The sequence below is a fragment of the Ekhidna sp. genome (assembly GCF_040223195.1).
Classification (GTDB): domain Bacteria; phylum Bacteroidota; class Bacteroidia; order Cytophagales; family Cyclobacteriaceae; genus Ekhidna.
The window spans coordinates 385,396-403,926 of record NZ_JAVKDX010000022.1 but is presented as its reverse complement, the minus strand read 5'-3'; the positions used below and the strand labels follow the sequence as shown (position 1 = coordinate 403,926).

General features: G+C 44.2%; 17 protein-coding genes and 1 tRNA gene. 11 read left to right on the top strand and 7 right to left on the bottom strand.

Going from position 1 to position 18,531, the window contains the following annotated elements; translation table 11 throughout:
- Positions 1 to 35 precede the first annotated feature (35 nt).
- From RLN88_RS15485 to RLN88_RS15470, 4 genes are all read left to right on the top strand, one after another.
- Positions 36 to 3,428: a lamin tail domain-containing protein gene (locus RLN88_RS15485; protein WP_350222323.1), complete on the top strand. Its 3,393-nt coding sequence runs from the start codon at positions 36 to 38 to the stop codon at positions 3,426 to 3,428.
- Positions 3,429 to 3,528: 100 nt separating this feature from the next.
- Complete coding sequence (locus RLN88_RS15480) at positions 3,529 to 3,906, top strand: TraR/DksA family transcriptional regulator (protein ID WP_350222322.1); 378 nt, start codon at positions 3,529 to 3,531, stop codon at positions 3,904 to 3,906.
- Positions 3,906 to 4,466, top strand: coding sequence for an SMC-Scp complex subunit ScpB (gene scpB, locus RLN88_RS15475; protein WP_350222321.1), 561 nt, complete (start codon positions 3,906 to 3,908; stop codon positions 4,464 to 4,466). Before RLN88_RS15480 ends, scpB begins: the two co-directional genes overlap by 1 nt.
- A gap of 8 nt (positions 4,467 to 4,474) precedes the next feature.
- Positions 4,475 to 5,218, top strand: coding sequence for a pseudouridine synthase (locus RLN88_RS15470; protein ID WP_350222320.1), 744 nt, complete (start codon positions 4,475 to 4,477; stop codon positions 5,216 to 5,218).
- A 7-nt stretch (positions 5,219 to 5,225) separates the two neighbouring features.
- Here the strand turns inward: RLN88_RS15470 and RLN88_RS15465 are convergent, their stop codons facing one another.
- The 3 genes from RLN88_RS15465 to RLN88_RS15455 all read right to left on the bottom strand — a co-directional run bounded on the left by RLN88_RS15465 (position 5,226) and on the right by RLN88_RS15455 (position 7,179).
- Positions 5,226 to 6,128 carry an alpha/beta fold hydrolase gene (locus RLN88_RS15465; RefSeq protein WP_350222319.1) on the bottom strand — a complete coding sequence of 301 codons (903 nt, stop codon included), beginning with the start codon at positions 6,126 to 6,128 and terminating at the stop codon, positions 5,226 to 5,228.
- Positions 6,129 to 6,168: 40 nt separating this feature from the next.
- The gene (locus tag RLN88_RS15460) at positions 6,169 to 6,762 is read right to left on the bottom strand and encodes a TetR/AcrR family transcriptional regulator (protein ID WP_350222318.1); all 594 of its coding nucleotides are present in this window, start codon (positions 6,760 to 6,762) and stop codon (positions 6,169 to 6,171) included.
- A gap of 344 nt (positions 6,763 to 7,106) precedes the next feature.
- A tRNA-Phe gene (locus tag RLN88_RS15455) sits at positions 7,107 to 7,179 on the bottom strand.
- Between the two features lie 84 nt (positions 7,180 to 7,263).
- On the opposite strand from RLN88_RS15455, the gene RLN88_RS15450 reads away from it, so the two are divergent.
- From RLN88_RS15450 to RLN88_RS15420, 7 genes are all read left to right on the top strand, one after another.
- Positions 7,264 to 8,574 (top strand): 4Fe-4S dicluster domain-containing protein, encoded by a 1,311-nt coding sequence (locus RLN88_RS15450; protein ID WP_350222317.1) that lies wholly within the window; start codon positions 7,264 to 7,266, stop codon positions 8,572 to 8,574.
- Positions 8,571 to 9,365: a (Fe-S)-binding protein gene (locus RLN88_RS15445; protein WP_350222316.1), complete on the top strand. Its 795-nt coding sequence runs from the start codon at positions 8,571 to 8,573 to the stop codon at positions 9,363 to 9,365. The genes RLN88_RS15450 and RLN88_RS15445 overlap by 4 nt, the downstream gene beginning before the upstream one ends.
- A gap of 1 nt (position 9,366) precedes the next feature.
- Positions 9,367 to 9,852, top strand: a complete 486-nt coding sequence (locus tag RLN88_RS15440) for a hypothetical protein (RefSeq protein ID WP_350222315.1) — start codon at positions 9,367 to 9,369, stop codon at positions 9,850 to 9,852.
- 99 nt (positions 9,853 to 9,951) lie between these two features.
- The gene (locus RLN88_RS15435) at positions 9,952 to 11,931 is read left to right on the top strand and encodes a CHU_0125 family OmpA-like outer membrane integrity protein (RefSeq protein WP_350222314.1); all 1,980 of its coding nucleotides are present in this window, start codon (positions 9,952 to 9,954) and stop codon (positions 11,929 to 11,931) included.
- Between the two features lie 26 nt (positions 11,932 to 11,957).
- Positions 11,958 to 13,118, top strand: a complete 1,161-nt coding sequence (locus RLN88_RS15430; RefSeq protein WP_350222313.1) for an AIR synthase related protein — start codon at positions 11,958 to 11,960, stop codon at positions 13,116 to 13,118.
- Entirely contained in the window at positions 13,118 to 13,696 is a 579-nt protein-coding gene (locus tag RLN88_RS15425; protein WP_350222312.1) for a GNAT family N-acetyltransferase, read from the top strand. Before RLN88_RS15430 ends, RLN88_RS15425 begins: the two co-directional genes overlap by 1 nt.
- The gene (locus RLN88_RS15420) at positions 13,696 to 14,208 is read left to right on the top strand and encodes a DUF456 domain-containing protein (RefSeq protein ID WP_350222311.1); all 513 of its coding nucleotides are present in this window, start codon (positions 13,696 to 13,698) and stop codon (positions 14,206 to 14,208) included. The genes RLN88_RS15425 and RLN88_RS15420 overlap by 1 nt, the downstream gene beginning before the upstream one ends.
- On the opposite strand, the gene RLN88_RS15415 is transcribed toward RLN88_RS15420, so the two are convergent.
- From RLN88_RS15415 to RLN88_RS15400, 4 genes are read right to left on the bottom strand one after another with little or no spacing between them, the layout of a single operon-like run.
- Complete coding sequence (locus tag RLN88_RS15415; RefSeq protein ID WP_350222310.1) at positions 14,205 to 15,056, bottom strand: geranylgeranylglycerol-phosphate geranylgeranyltransferase; 852 nt, start codon at positions 15,054 to 15,056, stop codon at positions 14,205 to 14,207. The genes RLN88_RS15420 and RLN88_RS15415 overlap by 4 nt on opposite strands.
- The gene (locus RLN88_RS15410; protein ID WP_350222309.1) at positions 15,053 to 15,778 is read right to left on the bottom strand and encodes a Rossmann-like and DUF2520 domain-containing protein; all 726 of its coding nucleotides are present in this window, start codon (positions 15,776 to 15,778) and stop codon (positions 15,053 to 15,055) included. The genes RLN88_RS15415 and RLN88_RS15410 overlap by 4 nt, the downstream gene beginning before the upstream one ends.
- A 38-nt stretch (positions 15,779 to 15,816) precedes the next feature.
- Positions 15,817 to 18,312 (bottom strand): cytochrome c biogenesis protein CcsA, encoded by a 2,496-nt coding sequence (gene ccsA, locus RLN88_RS15405; protein ID WP_350222308.1) that lies wholly within the window; start codon positions 18,310 to 18,312, stop codon positions 15,817 to 15,819.
- Positions 18,313 to 18,316: 4 nt separating this feature from the next.
- The gene (locus RLN88_RS15400; protein ID WP_350222307.1) at positions 18,317 to 18,529 is read right to left on the bottom strand and encodes a hypothetical protein; all 213 of its coding nucleotides are present in this window, start codon (positions 18,527 to 18,529) and stop codon (positions 18,317 to 18,319) included.
- Between the last annotated feature and the right edge of the window lie 2 nt (positions 18,530 to 18,531).

Sequence of the window (18,531 nt, the reverse complement as noted above, 5' to 3'; positions counted from 1 at the left end):
TATAACAAAACTACTACATTTAACCTGTGAGTCGAATGCTAACCTTAAGAAGCCTACTTTTTGCAGTAGGTATTTTAATACATACCCTTTCCATATGCCAGGTCACTGATGATTTTAGCGATGGGGATTTTAGCGATGGTATGCCATTTACCTGGATACCTTCTCAGCTTTCAGGTGGTGCTGATTTTGTCATATCAGCAGGCGAGCTACAGAATAGTGGCCCTGCCAGTCAGTCATTAATCTATATAAGCACGGATATGGGAGTTGACCTGAATAACAATGATGTCACTTGGTCATTTAATGCGAGATACACCGGTGGCTCGCCAAGCATCAATAATTACATCGAAGTTTATATAGTAAGTGACAAATCTGATTTATTGGATGGGCCTTCAGGCTATTATATAAGAATGGGAGAAAATGGTTCTGAAGATGGTATTGATTTTTACAGTACAACTAGCGGAAAAATTATAGATGACTCAGAGAATCTTGTTTCCGCAATACTTAATGTAACAATTAGAATTACTCGCACAAGTACTGGCATGTGGACTCTTGAAGCAGATAATTCAGGTGGAACATCCTTTGAAACTATTGGCTCAGTTCAAAATTTGGATCATGCCTCTGGTTCCAATTTTGGTTTTCTTGTTAATCATTCTCAAACTAACAATGACAATTTCTTTTTTGACAATGTTTCTGTAGAGACTACCCCAGTTCTGGACACTACCCCTCCCACCGTTCAATCTGTCACGGCGGTTTCTGCCACCCAGCTAGATGTACAGTTTAGTGAAAATGTAGATCCCACTACCTCGCAAGTGGCTGGAAACTACAGCCTTACGGGCGGGATTTCAGTGACCAGCGCTGTACAGGATGCTGACCTCAGAATCGTCCACCTCACCACCACTCCACCCTTCACCAATGGCGCCAATTATATACTCACAGTGAATAATGTGCAAGATGAAAGCGGAAACCCAATTGCAGCGAACTCACAGTCCGACTTTCAATATTTGGTGATAGAAGATGCCGAGCCAGGGGATGTGGTGATCAATGAGTTTTTGGCAGACCCCTCACCTGCCACATCATTTCCAGAAGCAGATTTTGTTGAACTTTTTAACAGATCAGAAAAATATATTCAACTCTCCGGATGGACTGTCAAAGACAATTCTGTTAGCGGCATTTCTGATCCTTTGGGTTCATATGTTTTGGAACCAAATGCCTACCTGATTATTACTGATGTGGATTTTGTCTTAGGATTTGAATCATTTGGTAATGTGATTGGTGTTGATAATTTTCCAAATTTTAATTCTACCTCAGAGGATGCGGTAATTATTCGAAATAATAGCGATGAAATCCTTAGTGAAATCACTTACCCAAGTAGCCTCATCGAGGATGGGATTTCCTTAGAACTCATCAATCCCAACAACCCTTGCATATCAATTGACAGTTACACTCCTTCGACCAACCCTTCCGGCGGTACGCCTGGCACTCAAAATTCAGTTTTTGACGACTCGCCCGACACCACGCCACCTGCTATTTCATCATTTGGATTTACCACCTCACTAATCATCAACTTTTCGGAAGTGATGGATGCCACAAGTTTACTCTCGGCTTCTTATGCAGCATCGGGGCTCACCATTGATCAGGTAATCGTAGAGGGCGAATTCCCCACCTCCGTAGAGATCACTTTCATTGAATCCATTACCCTCGGAGAGACCTACGAGTTGACACTTTCAGATGTTGAAGATTGCTGGGGAAATGGGCTGGAGGAAACGACTCTTACTTTCGGTTTTGGCAGGTCACCTTCTTTTAATGAACTGCTGATCACCGAAATCCTTTTTGACGAAGACCCATCTGTTGGCCTGCCGGAGCGGGAGTTTATCGAGGTATTCAATGCTTCAGGTGATGTAATTTCTTCTGAAGGAGTTGAATTAATTGATGCAACAGGATCTACTACTTTGCCAGTATTTAACCTCAATCCCTGGGAATACAAGGTGTTGACCTCAAATTCAGGAGCTTCTGAATTTTCCAATGCAGTGGGTGTCTCGAGTTTCCCATCACTCAGCAATGGCGGTGAGCAGCTGATCCTTGCAAATGCCAATGGCCTTATTTTCTCTATCACTTACAACCCCGAATGGCATGAGGAAAGCAGATCAGATGGTGGATATACCCTGGAAATGATCGACCTGACCAACCCATGTGTGGAAAGTGGGGCAAACTGGACAAGTTCCATCAATCCCAGTGGAGGAACCCCGGGTGCTGAAAATTCTGTGAACAACCCCGGCAGTGTGCCGGATAATATGCCTCCAAGCCTTATTAAAGCCACTGCGATTTCATCCGGTTTGCTCAAGTTACTTTTTAGCGAAAAGTTGAATCCTCAGAGTGTTTCGGGGATTACCTATTCATTTTCACCTGAAATAGATGTGCAGACTTCAGAATTACTGCCTGAGTCTCCCAATGTGATCTATGTGACACTTAATACCACCCTGACCGAGAATGAGCGATACACCCTCTCCGTGTCAAATGTGACAGATTGCAATGGAAATGAGGTGTCAGAGGATGAAGTTGTCTTTGCGTTACCCATAGTGGCAATTGAGGGCGAGATTTTGTTGAGTGAGGTGCTATTTAATCCACGGACCAATGGAGTTGATTTCGTGGAGATTTACAACAATTCTGACAACTTCATCACACTGAAAAACTGGCAGCTGGCAAGACTGGATGAAGAAGGCCTGGATGATCAGGTGATCCTTTCAGAGGAGGAGTTGGTTTTAAACCCGCGCGATTTTCTGGTATTCACCGAAGATCCGGAAACATTATTCAATAACTATCCCAAAGGAGCTTCCGATAAGTTCTTTGAATTAACCCCCTTTCCTACATATTCAAATGACACAGGAAATGTGGTCTTGATCAATGCGATGGGCGATGTTGCAGAGCAATTCTTCTATGATGAAGAGTTTCACTACAACCTGCTGGAAAGCGTGGATGGTGTTTCGCTAGAAAGGGTTTCCTATGAAGAATCCACCAATAATCCGGACAATTGGCGATCTGCATCAAGTACAGTCGGTTTCGCAACCCCGGGGTATGAAAACTCTCAGGCATTCGGTACCAACGCTCAGGCGGGCAAGGTCACCGTTGATCCAAAGGTATTTATCCCTGGCAACTCCGGTTCGGGCAGGGATTTCACCACTATCAATTATCAATTTGATCAGCCTGGAAAATTTGCCAATATAAATATCTACGATCAAACCGGCCGATTGGTGAAGAATCTTGCCCAGGGTGAACTTCTATCCACCACAGGTTTTTTGCGATGGGATGGCGATACCAATGGGGGCAATATGGCTCGAATGGGTTACTACCTTATCCTATTCGAAATATATGATAGCAGCGGAAATTCAGAGACCATTAAAGAGACAGTTGTAGTGGGACGGGATTTTTGATCTTTTCCCTAATTTGGATTTATCCAATTATTAATTGTGCATCAACCTGAGTATTTTCGCATGTTTTTTACGTTGTAAGAATTTAAAAACTGCACCTGCCATGAGCGAAAAGACAAGATATTCAGACGAGGAGCTTAAAGAATTTGAAGAATTGATTCTTCAGAAACTGGAAAAGGCAAGAGAAGAGCTCAATACCTTAAAATCATCACTCAACCGGGAAGCGGATGATAGCGGCGATAGCTTCTCCTCCGTGAAAACGCTGGAAGATGGTGCTGACACAGCGGAGAAGGAGCACATAAGCCAGCTGGCCGGGCGTCAGCAAAAGTTTATCAATAACCTTGAAAATGCACTTGTCCGCATCAAAAACGGAACCTATGGCACTTGTGTAGATACAGGCAAATTGATTTCCAAGGAAAGGTTGAGAGCAGTACCACACACAACTCAAAGCATAGATGCGAAGCTGAACAGACAGGCCTAATGGATTACCTGGCCAATCATATTCAGGCATTAGTTTTTTGCTCCCCCAAGCCCATCACAGAAGAGGAAATTCAGGATTGCCTCAAGGAAATGTTCGATGCAGACGTTCCTGTGGAGGACATTTCAAACGGGCTGGATAAAATCGAAGAAAAATTCAAAGCCGACGACTTCTCGATGGAATTGGTGAAGTCCGGAGGAGGATATCAATTCCTTACCAAGCCGGCATACCAGGCCAGTATAGGAATCTTGCTTAAGCAGCAATCCAAAAAAAGACTTTCAAATTCCGCATTAGAAACCCTCTCGATCATTGCTTATAAGCAACCAATTACCAAAAGCGAAGCTGAGCAAATTCGCGGAGTGAGTTGTGATTATGCCATTCAAAAGCTACTCGAAAAAGAGCTGGTGGAGATCAAAGGAAAATCGGATGGAGTGGGCAGGCCGCTTCTTTACGGCACCAGCCAGAAGTTTATGGATTACTTTGGCATCAATGATCTAAAAGAACTCCCCACCCCTAAAGACTTTGCCGCCGAGGAAAACTCCATCGGAGAGGAGAAGGAATAACCGAACCCATGAAACGCCCCAACAAAAAGGAAACCCAGAAACCTGCAGATATTAGGCTAAACCGATTTGTGGCCAATGCTGGTGTATGTTCCAGAAGAGAAGCCGACAACCTGATCGCTGCGGGCAAGATCAAAGTGAATGGGAAAGTAGTCACTGAGATGGGCTATAAGGTCAAAAAAACAGATCTTGTGGAGTACAAAGGGCAAAAGCTAAAATCCGAGACTCATCAATATGTGCTTTTGAACAAGCCACGAGGGTATGTCACTACCACCAAAGATCCACACGCCAAGAAGACCGTGATGGAATTAGTGGGTAAAGCGTGCAAAGAGCGCATCTATCCGGTAGGAAGGCTGGACAAGGACACAACAGGATTGCTCCTATTCACCAATGATGGAGAAACTGCGAAGAAACTAACGCATCCATCTCACAAAGTAAAAAAGATCTATCAGGTAGAGCTCGACAAACCAATCACGAAAGATGATTTTGACGCTATCCTAAAAGGAGTGATGCTGGAGGATGGCCCGGCCACTGTAAATGAGCTGGCACTTCTTGGCGATGACAACAAAGTACTGGGCATAGAAATCCATATCGGTCGAAACAGGATCGTAAGGAGAATTTTTGAACACCTTGGATACCAGGTCAAGAAACTTGATCGGGTGATGTTTGCCCAGCTCACCAAAAAGAACCTTCCTCGTGGAAAGTTTCGTCACCTTAGCCCCAAAGAAGTGATGGGGATCAAGGGCGTTAAATAGATTAATTCTATTTCCTCATAGCATTCAGGATGTAGTTGATGATTGAGTCATTTGCCATGATTTTGTAGTGCCCAAGTCCCTTTACATGCACAAATGAGGCATGAGGCCAGGTATGCTCAAGCTCCTCACCTCTGGAGAAAGGAACGACCTTATCATCTTCACAGTAAAATAGATGAGTATTGATGTTTTTGAGATCATTTGTCTTGAGTCGAAGATCAAAGTAATCGATAGGTTGATGAAAATGTTCTTTCACCAAGCTGCACATAGCGTTGTAAACGGATTCATTGCAACCCACATCGGTTACAATATCCTTGAAAAAGTATCTGATAAAGGGAGGGGCGGCAATCACATAAAAATGCTTTGGCTGAAAGGCCGATCCTAGCTCGCTTAGCGCAATACCAGAAGCAAGAGCTCCAATAGAATGTGCTATTACTGAATCATAAGGGCCATTTTTGGCTATATGATTTTTAATAATATCCCTAAACTCCGGCATTGCAGTGTGCTTGCCCTGGGAGTTTCCATGGGCACGCATATCTATAGCTTCTACCTGATACCCCTCTGATAGCAGCTTGTTGATCATCCTTCTGAAATCAGCAGCTTTGGACCTCCAACCATGACACAGCAAAACTTTCCTACCAGACTGACCCCATCTGTAATGCTTGATAATGTCTCCTTTATAGCATGTTTGAAACACCTCAGCATCCCGAATAATTTGCCGCTGGGATTCGGTATATCCCACGCGCCCAGGCATGGTAAAGTAATGCCATATAATTGAGGCGGATTTCTTCGGGGATGCGTGTTGCAAAAGCCCTAAACCTTTTTTTATAATCTCGATTTTCCAGTTGGTCTTTGGAGGCCGCTCAGCAGGCCGGCTGATATCTTCTCCTTTTATTTCTATGTGAGTAACCATAACGTAATATACCAATCGGTATTTTATTGAATAAATTTTTTTAAATACTTATTTCCTTAATCTGTTTTTGAATGAATCGCTTTACAAACCCAAATGACCTTCCATCTCCTTCTATCCTGGACAAGGAGATCACTCCTTCGATAGTTGAATAAAAGAAGTTGGCAAATTCTTCTGCATCTACATCCCGCTTAATCTGTCCTTCCAGAATCCCCCGATTTACAATCTTGATCAAAGAATCTTTCATCAATGCGATAGATCGGATCACCTTGGATCGAAGGAAAGGAAGGCTATCATCGGCTTCTATGGATGAATTTAAAACCGGGCATCCTCCAGGAATAGGCGGTTCTTTGAGATATTCTTCATAAAAATCAACAATCGAGTTGAGCTTGGCAGGTGCTGTTGCTTCGTTCCTGACCCGCTTGGCAATTTCCCCCGTCACGATCTGCACCCCTTGCTCAAAGGCCGCAGTGGCTACTTCATCTTTATTTTTAAAATTTCCATAAATGGCCCCCTTAGTGATACCTGTTGCAGCGGTGATGTCGGAGATGGACGCAGCAGCATACCCCTTCGTGTTAAAGATTGGTAGCGCCTTGTCGATGATTAGCTGACGGGTTAGTTCCGGATTTCTGGCCATGTTACAAATATACCGATCGGTATTTAATTACGAAAGGCTTATTTAAAAAGTTTCTAAAATAGTATGCATGCATACTAAATTGAAGTTTTGATTTATCTTCGAGGGTCTGGAATACCAAATGATTTTTGGATAGTTTTAAGAAACGGTAGAAACAGTTGGTGAGAAATGGATGGAAATAAAAAAGCCACTCTAGAGAGAGTGGCTAGGTCAAAAGTGGTGCTGAGTGGATCGACCGGGCTGGCGTCAATCGGAGTTGCGCTCAACCCACCGACTCACGGATTTTCAAATCTGTGAAAGGTGTAAAGAAAAAGCCACCCTTAAAAAAAGAGTGGCTTGGTCAAAAGTGGTGCTGAGTGGATTCGAACCACCGACTCACGGATTTTCAGTCCGATGCTCTACCAACTGAGCTACAGCACCAAATTTTGGGTTGGCAAAAGTAGGTATTTCTTTGAAAAGGCAAAATTTAAATTGAAGTTCGTATAAGGAATTTTTAGAAGCATTATGGAATATATCCCTCAAATCGTTTTCGTGCTCATCGCAGGTTTTTTCGGATTCCTCATTTTCAGGAGAATCAGGAAAATATCAGGCAATATCCGGCTGGGAAAGAATGTTGATCTTTCGGATAATACAGGAGAGCGCTTGAAGAACATGATTTTGGTGGCTTTTGGTCAGAAGAAAATGTTCAAACGACCTATACCAGCCTTTCTGCATTTATTGATTTATGTGGGCTTTATCCTCATCAATATCGAAGTGTTGGAAATCATCATTGATGGGGTATTCGGAACACACCGAATAGCAGCCCCATTGTTGGGAAGTATTTACACAGCAATGATCAATTTCTTTGAATTTCTCGCTGTAGGTGTCCTTTTCTCCTGCATCGTATTCCTTATTCGAAGAAATGTGCTGTGGATCAATCGCTTTAAGAAGATTGAAATGGTGGGATGGCCTTCGCTGGATGCAAACCTTATACTCATCATCGAATCCCTTCTGATGATCGCAATCCTTGCCATGAATGGTGCAGATCAGTTGCTTCAAACCAGAGGTGCAAATCATTATATCGAAACGGGCTCGTTCTTTTTTAGCTCGGCAATGTTTGCCTGGCTGGATCAGCTAGATACTGGCTCTCTTATTTTCGTGGAGAGGGCAGCTTGGTGGTTTCACATTGTTGGAATTTTTGCTTTTGCACTTTATGTGACTTACTCCAAACACCTGCATATTTTCCTTGCATTCCCCAATACCTATTACAGTCGCCTTGATCCAAAGGGCAAAATGAATAACATGAACGAGATCACCAATGAAGTGAAGATCATGCTTGGGATGCCTGTAGAAGGGGATACCGCTCCTCCACCCGAGGGTATGAGGTTTGGAGCAAAAGATGTAAATGACCTTACCTGGAAGAATTTAATGGACGCCTATTCCTGTACGGAATGTGGCAGATGTACATCCGAGTGCCCTGCCAATCTTACAGGCAAAAAATTGTCTCCAAGAAAAATTATGATGGATACCAGGGACCGATTGGAGGATGTGGGCAAGAATGGATTGGATGATGGAAAGTCACTATTGGGGGACTACATCACCAAAGAAGAGATCAATGCATGTACCAATTGCAATGCCTGTGTGGAAGCATGTCCGGTAAATATTAACCCACTGGATATCATACTTCAGATCAGAAGGTATGTGGCGATGGAGGAATCAGGCGCACCTGACTCCTGGAATGCCATGTTTCAAAATGTGGAGACCAACTTTGCACCATGGAAGTTTGGCGTGCAGGATAGATTTAATTGGGCAACTGAATTAAAAGAAGGAAAATGAGTGAAATTCAAACACCAACAGTAGCAGACTTAGCAGCCAAAGGAGAAAAACCGGAGGTCTTATTTTGGGTAGGCTGTGCCGGATCATACGATGACCGGTACAAAAGCGTCACCAAAGCGTTTGTAAAAATCCTCAATAAAGTGGGTATAAAATTCGCCGTGCTTGGCCCAGAGGAAACCTGCACAGGAGATCCTGCCAGAAGAGCGGGAAACGAGTTCTTGTTTCAAATGCAGGCCATGGCCAATATACAGGTGCTGAATGGCTATGAAATAACGAAAATTGTAACGGCCTGTCCACATTGTTTCAATACACTGAAAAACGAGTATCCAGAGCTTGGTGGAAATTATGATGTGATCCATCACTCTCAGTTTTTGCAAGGACTGATCAACGAAGGTAAGGTAGAGCTGAAAGGTGGTGGTGAATTTAAAGGCCGTCGTATCACCTATCATGATTCCTGCTTTCTTGGCAGAGCAAATAACGTATATTCTGCCCCAAGAGCGGTTCTGGAAGCCCTGGATGCAGAGTTGGTGGAGATGAAAAGATGCAAAACCAAAGGCTTGTGCTGTGGGGCTGGTGGCGCTCAGATGTTTAAGGATGCCGAACCAGGCAATAAAGAGATCAATATAGAGCGAACCGAAGAGGCCTTGGAAACTGGAGCAGATACCATTGCTGTGGCATGTCCATTCTGTATGACCATGATGTCTGATGGTATTAAAAACAAGGAAAAAGAAGATTCGGTGAAGGTGAAGGATTTGGCGGAACTCATCGCAGAGTCAGAAGGTTTGAATTGATATGTTGATTCCTTTCGAACAGATGCCCGATCACGCCAGGCTTTGGATTTACCAGGCCGAGCGAAAATTGACCGCTCAGGAGGTTGAGTTTGTAGAGGCGAATACCAAAACATTTTTGAATCAGTGGCAAGCCCATGGCAATGACCTGAAGGCCTCTTTTTCTGTGGAGTATGATCAGTTTTTGATCATTTCGGTAGATGAGTCGTTTAGCCAGGCAAGCGGCTGCAGTATTGATGCTTCCGTACATTTGATAAAGGCCTTGGAAAATGAGCTTAGAATCTCTTTCATGACCACCAGTCAGGTAGCCTTTCTGCAAGGAGAGACCATAAACCTTTATCCCTTCAATCAATTGAAAATACAAGCGCAAGAACAGGTGATTACCCCGGAGACGTTGGTTTTTGATAATACAGTCCAAAATGTCGCGGCTTTTCGATCCGGCTGGCTCAAAGAAAGCGGCCAAACCTGGGTGAAAAGATATTTTCAATAGGGCTTTTGGTTCGCTTCTTGTTTCAGGTTTAGCTAATTTTCAAGGATTATTAACCTGAGTTAAGAAAAATCACTTTTGGTGCTTGTTCGTTTTAATCGTATGCGGAGAATCTTTCTATTTATCGGAATCATCACTTTAGCGTTTGGTTGCTCACTTGAAAAGAGCATGAACAACGCAGAGTTTGATGCAGTCATATCAAAGCTTGGAGACTCACCAGGAAAAAACTCACCTGAGGAAAACATGATGGTGGGGGATGCCTATCGCAAATCCAACAGGCTGGTAGAATCCATCCCATTTTATCAGGCAGCCTTGAAAGAAGGAGCCCCAGAGGAGGCAAATCTGTACCTGGCGCAAGGTCTGAAAGTAGAGCAGAAATATGACGAAGCTCAGAAAGTACTTGACAAATATGTGCCACGAGCCAGAGATGAGAAAGTAAAAAAACTGGCGGAGAAGGAGCTTGAGAATTTGAGGAAAATTGATGATCTGAAAGAGAAGGACAGTTACTATCGCGTAAAAAACCTGGAAGATATCAATACTGAGCAGGCGGAGTATTCACCGGTTTACAGTCAGGGATTTCTTTACTTCACCAGCAATCGGGAAGGGGGCAAAATCTACCGAACCACCGGCACTCCGTTTACGGACATTTATCGGGTAGCATCAAAGGGGGCAAACGTAAATATCAGTACACTCGACGCACTCGATCCGATCATCAATCACGTAGATACCAATGAGGGTTCTGTTGCCATCTCCGCAGATGGCACTTCCATGATTTTTGCCAAAGGAAATAATGGCAAGGCAAAGGGCTATAGCGAGGTGAATTTGTTTTTTACAAGATATCGGAATGGTCGCTGGTCAGAGCCCGTTCCGCTTTCAATCAATGTGGCAGAAGCCTGGGATTCTACACCTGCATTTAGCCCGGATGGTACCACACTCTACTTCTCTTCCACCAGGCCGGATGGATATGGTGGCGCAGACTTGTATCAAGCCAAAGTAAACCGTAGAGGTAGATGGGTAGATGTAAGGAACCTGGGGCCAGAAATAAATAGCACAGGAGATGATGTGTTTCCTTACATAAGTGAAGATGGAAGTCTGTATTTTTCTTCAGATGGCCACCCCGGATTTGGAAAGCTGGATATGTTCAGGGCCGTGAGGGAAGGAGGTAAGGTGACCATTGAGAATCTGGGAGAGCCAATGAGCTCATCAGCCGATGACTTTGGATTGTATCAGTTTGATTTGCAGAAAGGCTTTTTTACTTCCAACAGAAAAGGAGGCAAGGGAGATGACGACATATATACCTACATCAATGATGATCCTGACCTTCGAATTGTAAATTATTTCTTAACGGGGATCACCGTAACCACCGATGATGCAGGCCAGGAGATCATCCTTCCAAATACCAAAGTTTCACTGACCGCTGACAATGGGGATGTCCTGGATGAGGCATTTACAGGTGCGGACGGAAAATTCAATTTCAGGGTCTATCCGGAGGAGCATTACGATTTAATTGGGGAAAAAACAGACTACTTCACCGTTCGGAATGATTTCACTACCGTAGGGAAAACCGTGGATAAAACAACGCTCACGGAATTCATTACCAATGTAAATTTTGAGACCAAGATCATGATGGATCCGATCGTATTGGAGAAAGCCATTGTCCTTGACAATATCTACTATGATCTGGACAAGTTTAACATACGTCCTGACGCAGCATTGGTACTTGATTCCCTCGTTCAAATCATGAATGATAACCCTGATATTTATATTGAGCTGGGATCGCATACGGATAGTCGGGCACCTGATGATTACAACCTTGATCTTTCAAGAAAAAGGGCTCAGTCAGCGGTAAGATATATCATCAATGAGGGTGTAGCTGCTGAGCGAATTGTGGCCAAAGGCTATGGAGAAACTCAATTGATTGTGAAAAACGCTCAGACAGAAGAAGAGCATCAGCGAAACAGACGCACAGAATTCAAAGTACTCCGATACAATCCGAGAGATCGGGAAGATGATCTTCCGCCGGATGAGAAAGTGGATGAATACGACCGATTCTTTAAGGATTCGGGGGATGGAAACGGATAAACCATTTTCTTTGCAAGAAAAAAAGCATGACTGATCGGTATGCACAGCGGGGCGTCTCCGCCGACAAGGAAGACGTACACGCTGCAATCAAAAACATCGACAAGGGCCTCTTTCCAAAAGCCTTTTGCAAGATCGTAGAAGACATCTCAGGAGACCCTGAGTATTGCACCATTATGCATGCCGATGGTGCTGGCACCAAGTCTTCACTGGCCTATTTGTATTGGAGAGAAACCGGAGACCTGAGTGTCTGGAGAGGAATAGCCCAGGATGCCATCATCATGAATATTGACGACCTGCTTTGTGTGGGATGTACCGACAATATTTTTCTTTCTTCTACCATTGGCAGAAACAAAAATCTCATTCCGGGAGAAGTCATTGCTGAAATTATCAATGGGACGGAAGAGGTATTGCAAATGCTTCGGGACAATGGGATTAATATCAAATCAACCGGGGGAGAAACTGCTGATGTTGGCGATTTGGTGAAAACCATCATTGTAGACAGCACAGTGACAGCAAGGATGAAGAGGTCAGAAGTCATAAATAATGAAAATATCCGGGCAGGAGATTTCATTGTTGGAATTGCCTCGTACGGTCAGGCCTCTTATGAAAGGGAATACAATGGAGGAATGGGGAGCAATGGGCTCACCTCTGCCCGTCACGATGTTTTTGATAAGGTGTATGCGGAAAAATATCCAGAGTCCTTTGATCAGGGGGTGCCTATGGATTTGGTCTATAGCGGCACCAGAAAGCTGACAGATGCGGTAGAGGGGGCGCCTCTGGATGCTGGTAAATTGGTGCTTTCACCAACCCGAACCTACGGCCCAATTGTGAAGTCTATGCTGAAAGAACTCAGATCAGAAATTCACGGCATGGTTCACTGCAGTGGAGGTGCTCAGACGAAGATTCTCCACTTCATAGACAATCTTAGAATAGTGAAGGACAACCTACTCCCTACCCCACCGCTTTTCCAAATGATCCATGAGGAAAGTGGTACGGACTGGAAGGAGATGTATAAAGTCTTCAATATGGGCCACAGAATGGAAGTTTATGCCAATGAAGAGTCTGCGGACGAGATTGTGGAGATTGCCCGGTCTTTCAATGTGGATGCACAGGTGATTGGCCGTGTAGAGGCGTCTGAGAAAAAGGAGTTGATCATTCGGTCTGAGCACGGATTGTTCAAATATTGATGAAGAAGTTTTATAAAGCACTAAGTGATCAGCGAATCACATTGGAGCCGCTAACCGCCGAGCATATTCAGGACATGCGTAAGTTGAGTGGAGACACAGACATTTGGACCTGGTACACCGAAGATTTGACTGACCCGGACAATTTGGAAAAATGGATGGCAATGAGACTGGCCGAATCCAAGCTGAAGGAAAAAATGTCTTACGCAGTGCGGCTAAACGAAACCGGCGAAACCATAGGTTCTTCAAGCTATGGTCACATTGATTGGGTGGAAAAGGGGATAGAGATAGGCTGGACATGGTTGGGGAAAAGGTACATTGGTACAGGAATAAATAAGCACATGAAGTTTTTGATGCTCAGCCATGCGTTTGAAAAAATGGGCATTGAACGATTGGAACTAAGGACTGATGAGCAAAATGTTCGCTCGAGAAAAGCAATGGAGAAGATAGGTGCCAGGTATGACGGCACACTCAGAAACCATCGAAGTACGCAGGGAAACAGGCGCAGAAATACGGTGGTTTATAGCATTATCAGATCAGAGTGGCCTGAAATCCGATCAACAATCTTTAAAGGATTTTAATGGAAGCCTTGCTCATCATATTGTCCATTTTGCTGATTGCGGGAGGCATCATCTTTTCCGTTTTACCCCCTTTACCCGGCCCGATTCTTACGTATGGGGCAATGATTTGCACCCATTTTGTAGCTAACGATACACAATTCAGTACCACCTCCTTCGTGATCTGGGGAATACTAGGAGCTATCGTGATTGTGGCCGATTATATTCTCCCTGTGGCAGCCACCAAAAAATTTGGAGGGACGAAAGCAGGCGTGATTGGTGGTATGATTGGCATGGTAGCAGGGGTTCTTCTACCCATTCCATTTGGGATCATTTTAGGCCCACTACTGGGGGCAATTATTGGCGACTTATATGGAGGCAATCGGATCAAGGCTGCTTTCAAGTCAGGATTTGGATCGTTTCTGGGGTTTCTTGTGGCAACATCAATCAAACTACTCTATGCGATTGTTCTGGGAGGAGTGATCGCCTGGAAAGTCGGAGGGTTTACTTTCAAAGCTATCGTTGGCATGTTTTAAACCAGGAGCATACTAAAGAGCCCGGCTACAATGATTACATCCACGTAGACTTTGATTTGCTTAAAATCCCTGATCCTATCAGCTCTTGCAAGTTTGTATGCGATGAACAGTATAAGAAGCAGGACACCAAAAAAGAAGTAGCGAACATTCCAATTTGGAAGGGACCAGAGATAAAAACTTAGTAGAGCAATACCAGCAATTCCGGCAAGGAAAATTATCAGTTTTGCCCCGCGAACTCCCCAGACTATGGGCACGGACTGGATTCCAAATTGTATCTCCCCTTTGGCACTAATGATGTCTTTGATATTTTCCCGAATGAAAATAATGACACATCCGAACAAAGCATATGCGACCACAAGCAGGCTAAAGCTCCGGAAATAGATCAATACAATTAAGAGCGTGAGGCACGTTAAAAATGAGATCGTCAATGTGCCAAGGAGAATGCCCCTTTTTAGCACAGCACTATACGTCCATAAGGCTCCTGCGGAAAAGATATGTACTGCACCAACGGCCGGATCAATCATAAAACCAATACCGATCCCGAGAATGGTAAGGACAATGTGAGAGAAAAGGGCAAGCCTCCGCCGGAAAGTGGTACCGACAATCACCTTTCCGGGCCGGTTCACCATATCAATTTTCTGATCGAAGTAGTCATTGATGATGTATCCGGCAGCACCGATCATACCCGTGCTGAGCATGAAGAGTTGGAAGTTTACTTTCATTAAAACCCACAAGGGGATATCCAGCAAATAATACGCAGTGATAAACTGGGTCAACCCAATAATCAGAAGGTTAGGTATTCTACTGGCGGTAAGAAATCCAATTACTTCTTTGGAGGTGATTTTCACTGGTGTCGCTGGATACTTTCCGTGATGATACGATAGATGTTTTTCATTTGTTCGTCTTTCAGCATCTCCAGGTGGGTGTTGATGGTCGATTCATCTGCACGAACCGCCGGGCCGGTTTGAGATTTTGAGGGATTAAGCTCAAAGGCTTTTTTCACGGTTTCCTCGACCAATGGCTGGATGTCCTGAAAATTCATTTCCAGATCGGCGAGTAGCTTTTCTGAAAGGTGAAACATGTGATTGCTGAAATTGCAGGCAAAGACAGCCGCAAGGTGCAATTTGGAGCGGTTGGTTGAGGTCAGTAGTCTCACATCATTGCTGAAGGTCCTCACAAAGGTGAATATATCTTTTTCACCTTCATCCGATCCTTCCACAAAAATGGGAAAAGTGGTAAAGTCAATTTCTTTCGTCCGGCTGAAGGTCTGCAATGGGTACATCACCCCATGTTTGGGGTGCTTGGCAAGCTCTGAAATTGGATTGGCACCTGAGGTGTGCAGGACTACCGCATCCGAGGTTTCCAGCTGATCTGAGACGGTTTGTATCACCCCATCGGGCACGGTTAAAATAATGAAATCAAAAGCTATCGGCTCCAGCTGATCCATGGAAAGAATAAAGTCCTCTTTTGGGTTTCTGGAAAAGATGGTTACTTCATGCCGTTTGGATGAAATTCGATTGGCCAAATGATAGCCAACATGCCCATACCCAATGATTGCAACCTTGCTCATTGAGTAAAAATAGCCGATTAATTGTCAAAAATGGAAGTTTAGGCCTCCACTCCTTTGTCCCGCATTTTTACAAACTCTACGTATCTGCGTCGGATTGCCACACCAAATCCGATGACCAACAGGAATGTGCCCAGCCACAATACATTGATCCATGGCTTCTTCACAGCCTCCATGATGATCCAATCCTTTTGTGTGGTTTGGTAAGCAAGTACTACAGCATTTTCCTGAGGTATGATGTTTTGAATGGAAATCCGGAAAGCCAGGTCATACACCTGGTCATCGATCCTGCCTACATACTCCTGATTGCGAATCACGAAGACAGGCTCGGCCAGGTAGTCACCAAACTCCCCCTGTACCTTGATCACAGCTTTCACAGCCACGTCACCCGAGGAAAGCGACGATCCATCCACCTCTGAGATTGGCTCCATCCGTTCCAAAGTGGCCACATAATCATTGATGAAAAATTGATCACCGATGGTGACCTTTATTTCTTCAGGGTCACTCCAGTCTGTTTCCTGCTCAGGGTCAGGAAAAGTTCTCACGTGCGTGTACATATCTGCACTAAGCTTCCTCTTGATGTCTGGAGAGTACACAATCATATCCATGGCTTTGTTGATCTGCACCCTTGGATAAAGTGTAAACTGTTTTCCTGCTTCTGTGTGATACTCTACTTCAAAGTAGCTGTTCTCAGGATTGATTAGTGTGAGTGTGTCCTGAGATTTGGTTCCTCTTTTCACCACTTTCAGAGGATCAGCGGTTGGTATCAGCTCATTCTGATCCACAAATCCTTCTTCACGCGTATCCTTCCGTATGCCACGATAGATCATGGAATACTCTTTCATCTGGCGGGGTTCATTGAGGAAAAGCAGCAAATTATCCCGGTTTACTTCTTCGGGAAATTCATTGCTCCATACCATCGACGTGTAATTGGTGGAAAGGATGGTTGAGTATCCGCTGGAAAACAAAATGCCGATCAACATCATGGCTATCCCTATATGAGCAATGGATCCTCCCGATAGTTTGATGTTTGATTTGGCTACTCCCAAGAAAATCTTGGCATTTGCCACGATGGAGTAAGAGCAGGCAACCAGTAAAATGAGGTAGTACGGGTCGGTTATTTGGGCAACAACAATGATGAGTCCTGAAATGATCAGTGAAATAATAAACGGGGTTGTCAATTCTGCTTTTAGTTTCTGTTTGTCCATTTTCTTCCACCAAAAGAACTGACCGGTTCCGGAGAGAATGGCCAAAAAGATCGACAACAAAAGCTGAGGCAAAGAATAGGCATCATAGATGTCCGTAGGTGGTGCAAGATTTAGATCAAAGCCCAGAAGCCCAGCCACCTGATTGTACACAGGCATGGAGGTATAAATCAGCACCTGAAAAGCCATCAACCCCAGCACGGCAGCACCCACGAAAATCCAAAATTCCCTGGAATAGGTCGAGGTTTCTTCTTCTGTTGATGGAACCTGCTTCCAACCCTTGGCTATGAAGGCTATCGACAGAACGACAAATGCCAACAAGTAAATCAAAAGCTGGCCTGAAAGGCCCAAATCTGTAAAGGAGTGCACGGAAGAATTTCCTAAAATTCCACTTCGAGTAAGGAACGTGGCATAAAGCACCAATAAAAATGATGCGGCCACCAGGATCATGGAAAGCTTGAGTGCTGAACCACTTTTCTTATAGGCAATCATCACGTGAATGGCCGCAACAAGTACCAGCCAGGGGACGTAAATGGCATTTTCTACCGGATCCCAGTTCCAGTATCCGCCGAAGTTTAAAGTCTCATACGCCCAGTAGGCACCCATTAGGATGCCAACTCCCAGGATCATCGCGGAGAATTGAGCCCATGGTAATGCCGGACGAATCCATTCTTTTTGCTTTCCGATCATCAATCCTCCAATGAGGTAGGCAAACGGAATTACAGTTGTAGCAAAACCCAGGAATAAAGTAGGGGGGTGGATCACCATCCAGTAGTTCTGCAAGAGAGGGTTTAGACCATTCCCATCTTCGGGGATGAAATTTGGATTGGTTTTAAAGATCGGGGCATCAATTACATCGCGAAGCAGCATGAATGGGGAGCTTCCCAGCTTAATGTCAAAAATGACCACCCCAAGAATCATGGAAGCAAGGAAGACTTGAGTCAGGGACATGATGAACATGACCGGTGCTTTCCAAAACTTGTTGGTATTGATCAGGATGATGCCCAATAACGCATTCCAGAACATCCACAGCAGAAACGAACCTTCCTGCCCTTCCCAGAAGCAGGATATCTGGTAGTAGGTTGGTAATATTTTGGAGCTGTGGCTAAAGACGTAGTGGTATTCGAAGTAATGATTCGTGATGAGGTAGAAGAGTGTGCCTATGATCCCAAAGATGGCAATTGAGTGCGCATAAAATATTTTGGATCCGAATGAAGTCCAGCTTTGATTCTGATTCCTCCCCTTGAAATACGCGTACGAGGACAAAAGGCTTGTAACAAAAGCAATGATTACGAAAATGTGGCCTAGTTGTCCCTCGAAATAGTGTATCATTTAGCTAGGACAATTTTTTTTCAAGTGCCGCAATTCTTTTTTCGTGATCGGTATAATTATCCGATGCAAAATCAATAAACAAATCAAACTCTTCCTTAAAATCTCCTAGCGCTTCATGAAGTCCTTTGAGTCCATCATGCATGTAGGAAATTTTGGCTTCCATCACATTGATTTTTCTATCTATGCGAGTCTTGAATTCTTTAAATTTCTTATCCATGG

What these genes read in the sequence shown, in the direction of transcription:
- RLN88_RS15435 (WP_350222314.1), top strand. Translation starts at nt 9,952, where the DNA reads ATGCGGAGAATCTTTCTATTTATCGGAATCATCACTTTAGCGTTTGGT.
- RLN88_RS15440 (WP_350222315.1), top strand. Translation starts at nt 9,367, where the DNA reads ATGTTGATTCCTTTCGAACAGATGCCCGATCACGCCAGGCTTTGGATT.
- RLN88_RS15460 (WP_350222318.1), bottom strand. Translation starts at nt 6,762, where the DNA reads ATGGCCAGAAATCCGGAACTAACCCGTCAGCTAATCATCGACAAGGCG.
- RLN88_RS15470 (WP_350222320.1), top strand. Translation starts at nt 4,475, where the DNA reads ATGAAACGCCCCAACAAAAAGGAAACCCAGAAACCTGCAGATATTAGG.
- RLN88_RS15400 (WP_350222307.1), bottom strand. Translation starts at nt 18,529, where the DNA reads ATGGATAAGAAATTTAAAGAATTCAAGACTCGCATAGATAGAAAAATC.
- scpB (WP_350222321.1), top strand. Translation starts at nt 3,906, where the DNA reads ATGGATTACCTGGCCAATCATATTCAGGCATTAGTTTTTTGCTCCCCC.
- RLN88_RS15485 (WP_350222323.1), top strand. Translation starts at nt 36, where the DNA reads ATGCTAACCTTAAGAAGCCTACTTTTTGCAGTAGGTATTTTAATACAT.
- RLN88_RS15425 (WP_350222312.1), top strand. Translation starts at nt 13,118, where the DNA reads ATGAAGAAGTTTTATAAAGCACTAAGTGATCAGCGAATCACATTGGAG.
- RLN88_RS15450 (WP_350222317.1), top strand. Translation starts at nt 7,264, where the DNA reads ATGGAATATATCCCTCAAATCGTTTTCGTGCTCATCGCAGGTTTTTTC.
- RLN88_RS15410 (WP_350222309.1), bottom strand. Translation starts at nt 15,778, where the DNA reads ATGAGCAAGGTTGCAATCATTGGGTATGGGCATGTTGGCTATCATTTG.
- RLN88_RS15420 (WP_350222311.1), top strand. Translation starts at nt 13,696, where the DNA reads ATGGAAGCCTTGCTCATCATATTGTCCATTTTGCTGATTGCGGGAGGC.
- RLN88_RS15430 (WP_350222313.1), top strand. Translation starts at nt 11,958, where the DNA reads ATGACTGATCGGTATGCACAGCGGGGCGTCTCCGCCGACAAGGAAGAC.
- RLN88_RS15445 (WP_350222316.1), top strand. Translation starts at nt 8,571, where the DNA reads ATGAGTGAAATTCAAACACCAACAGTAGCAGACTTAGCAGCCAAAGGA.
- ccsA (WP_350222308.1), bottom strand. Translation starts at nt 18,312, where the DNA reads ATGATACACTATTTCGAGGGACAACTAGGCCACATTTTCGTAATCATT.
- RLN88_RS15465 (WP_350222319.1), bottom strand. Translation starts at nt 6,128, where the DNA reads ATGGTTACTCACATAGAAATAAAAGGAGAAGATATCAGCCGGCCTGCT.
- RLN88_RS15480 (WP_350222322.1), top strand. Translation starts at nt 3,529, where the DNA reads ATGAGCGAAAAGACAAGATATTCAGACGAGGAGCTTAAAGAATTTGAA.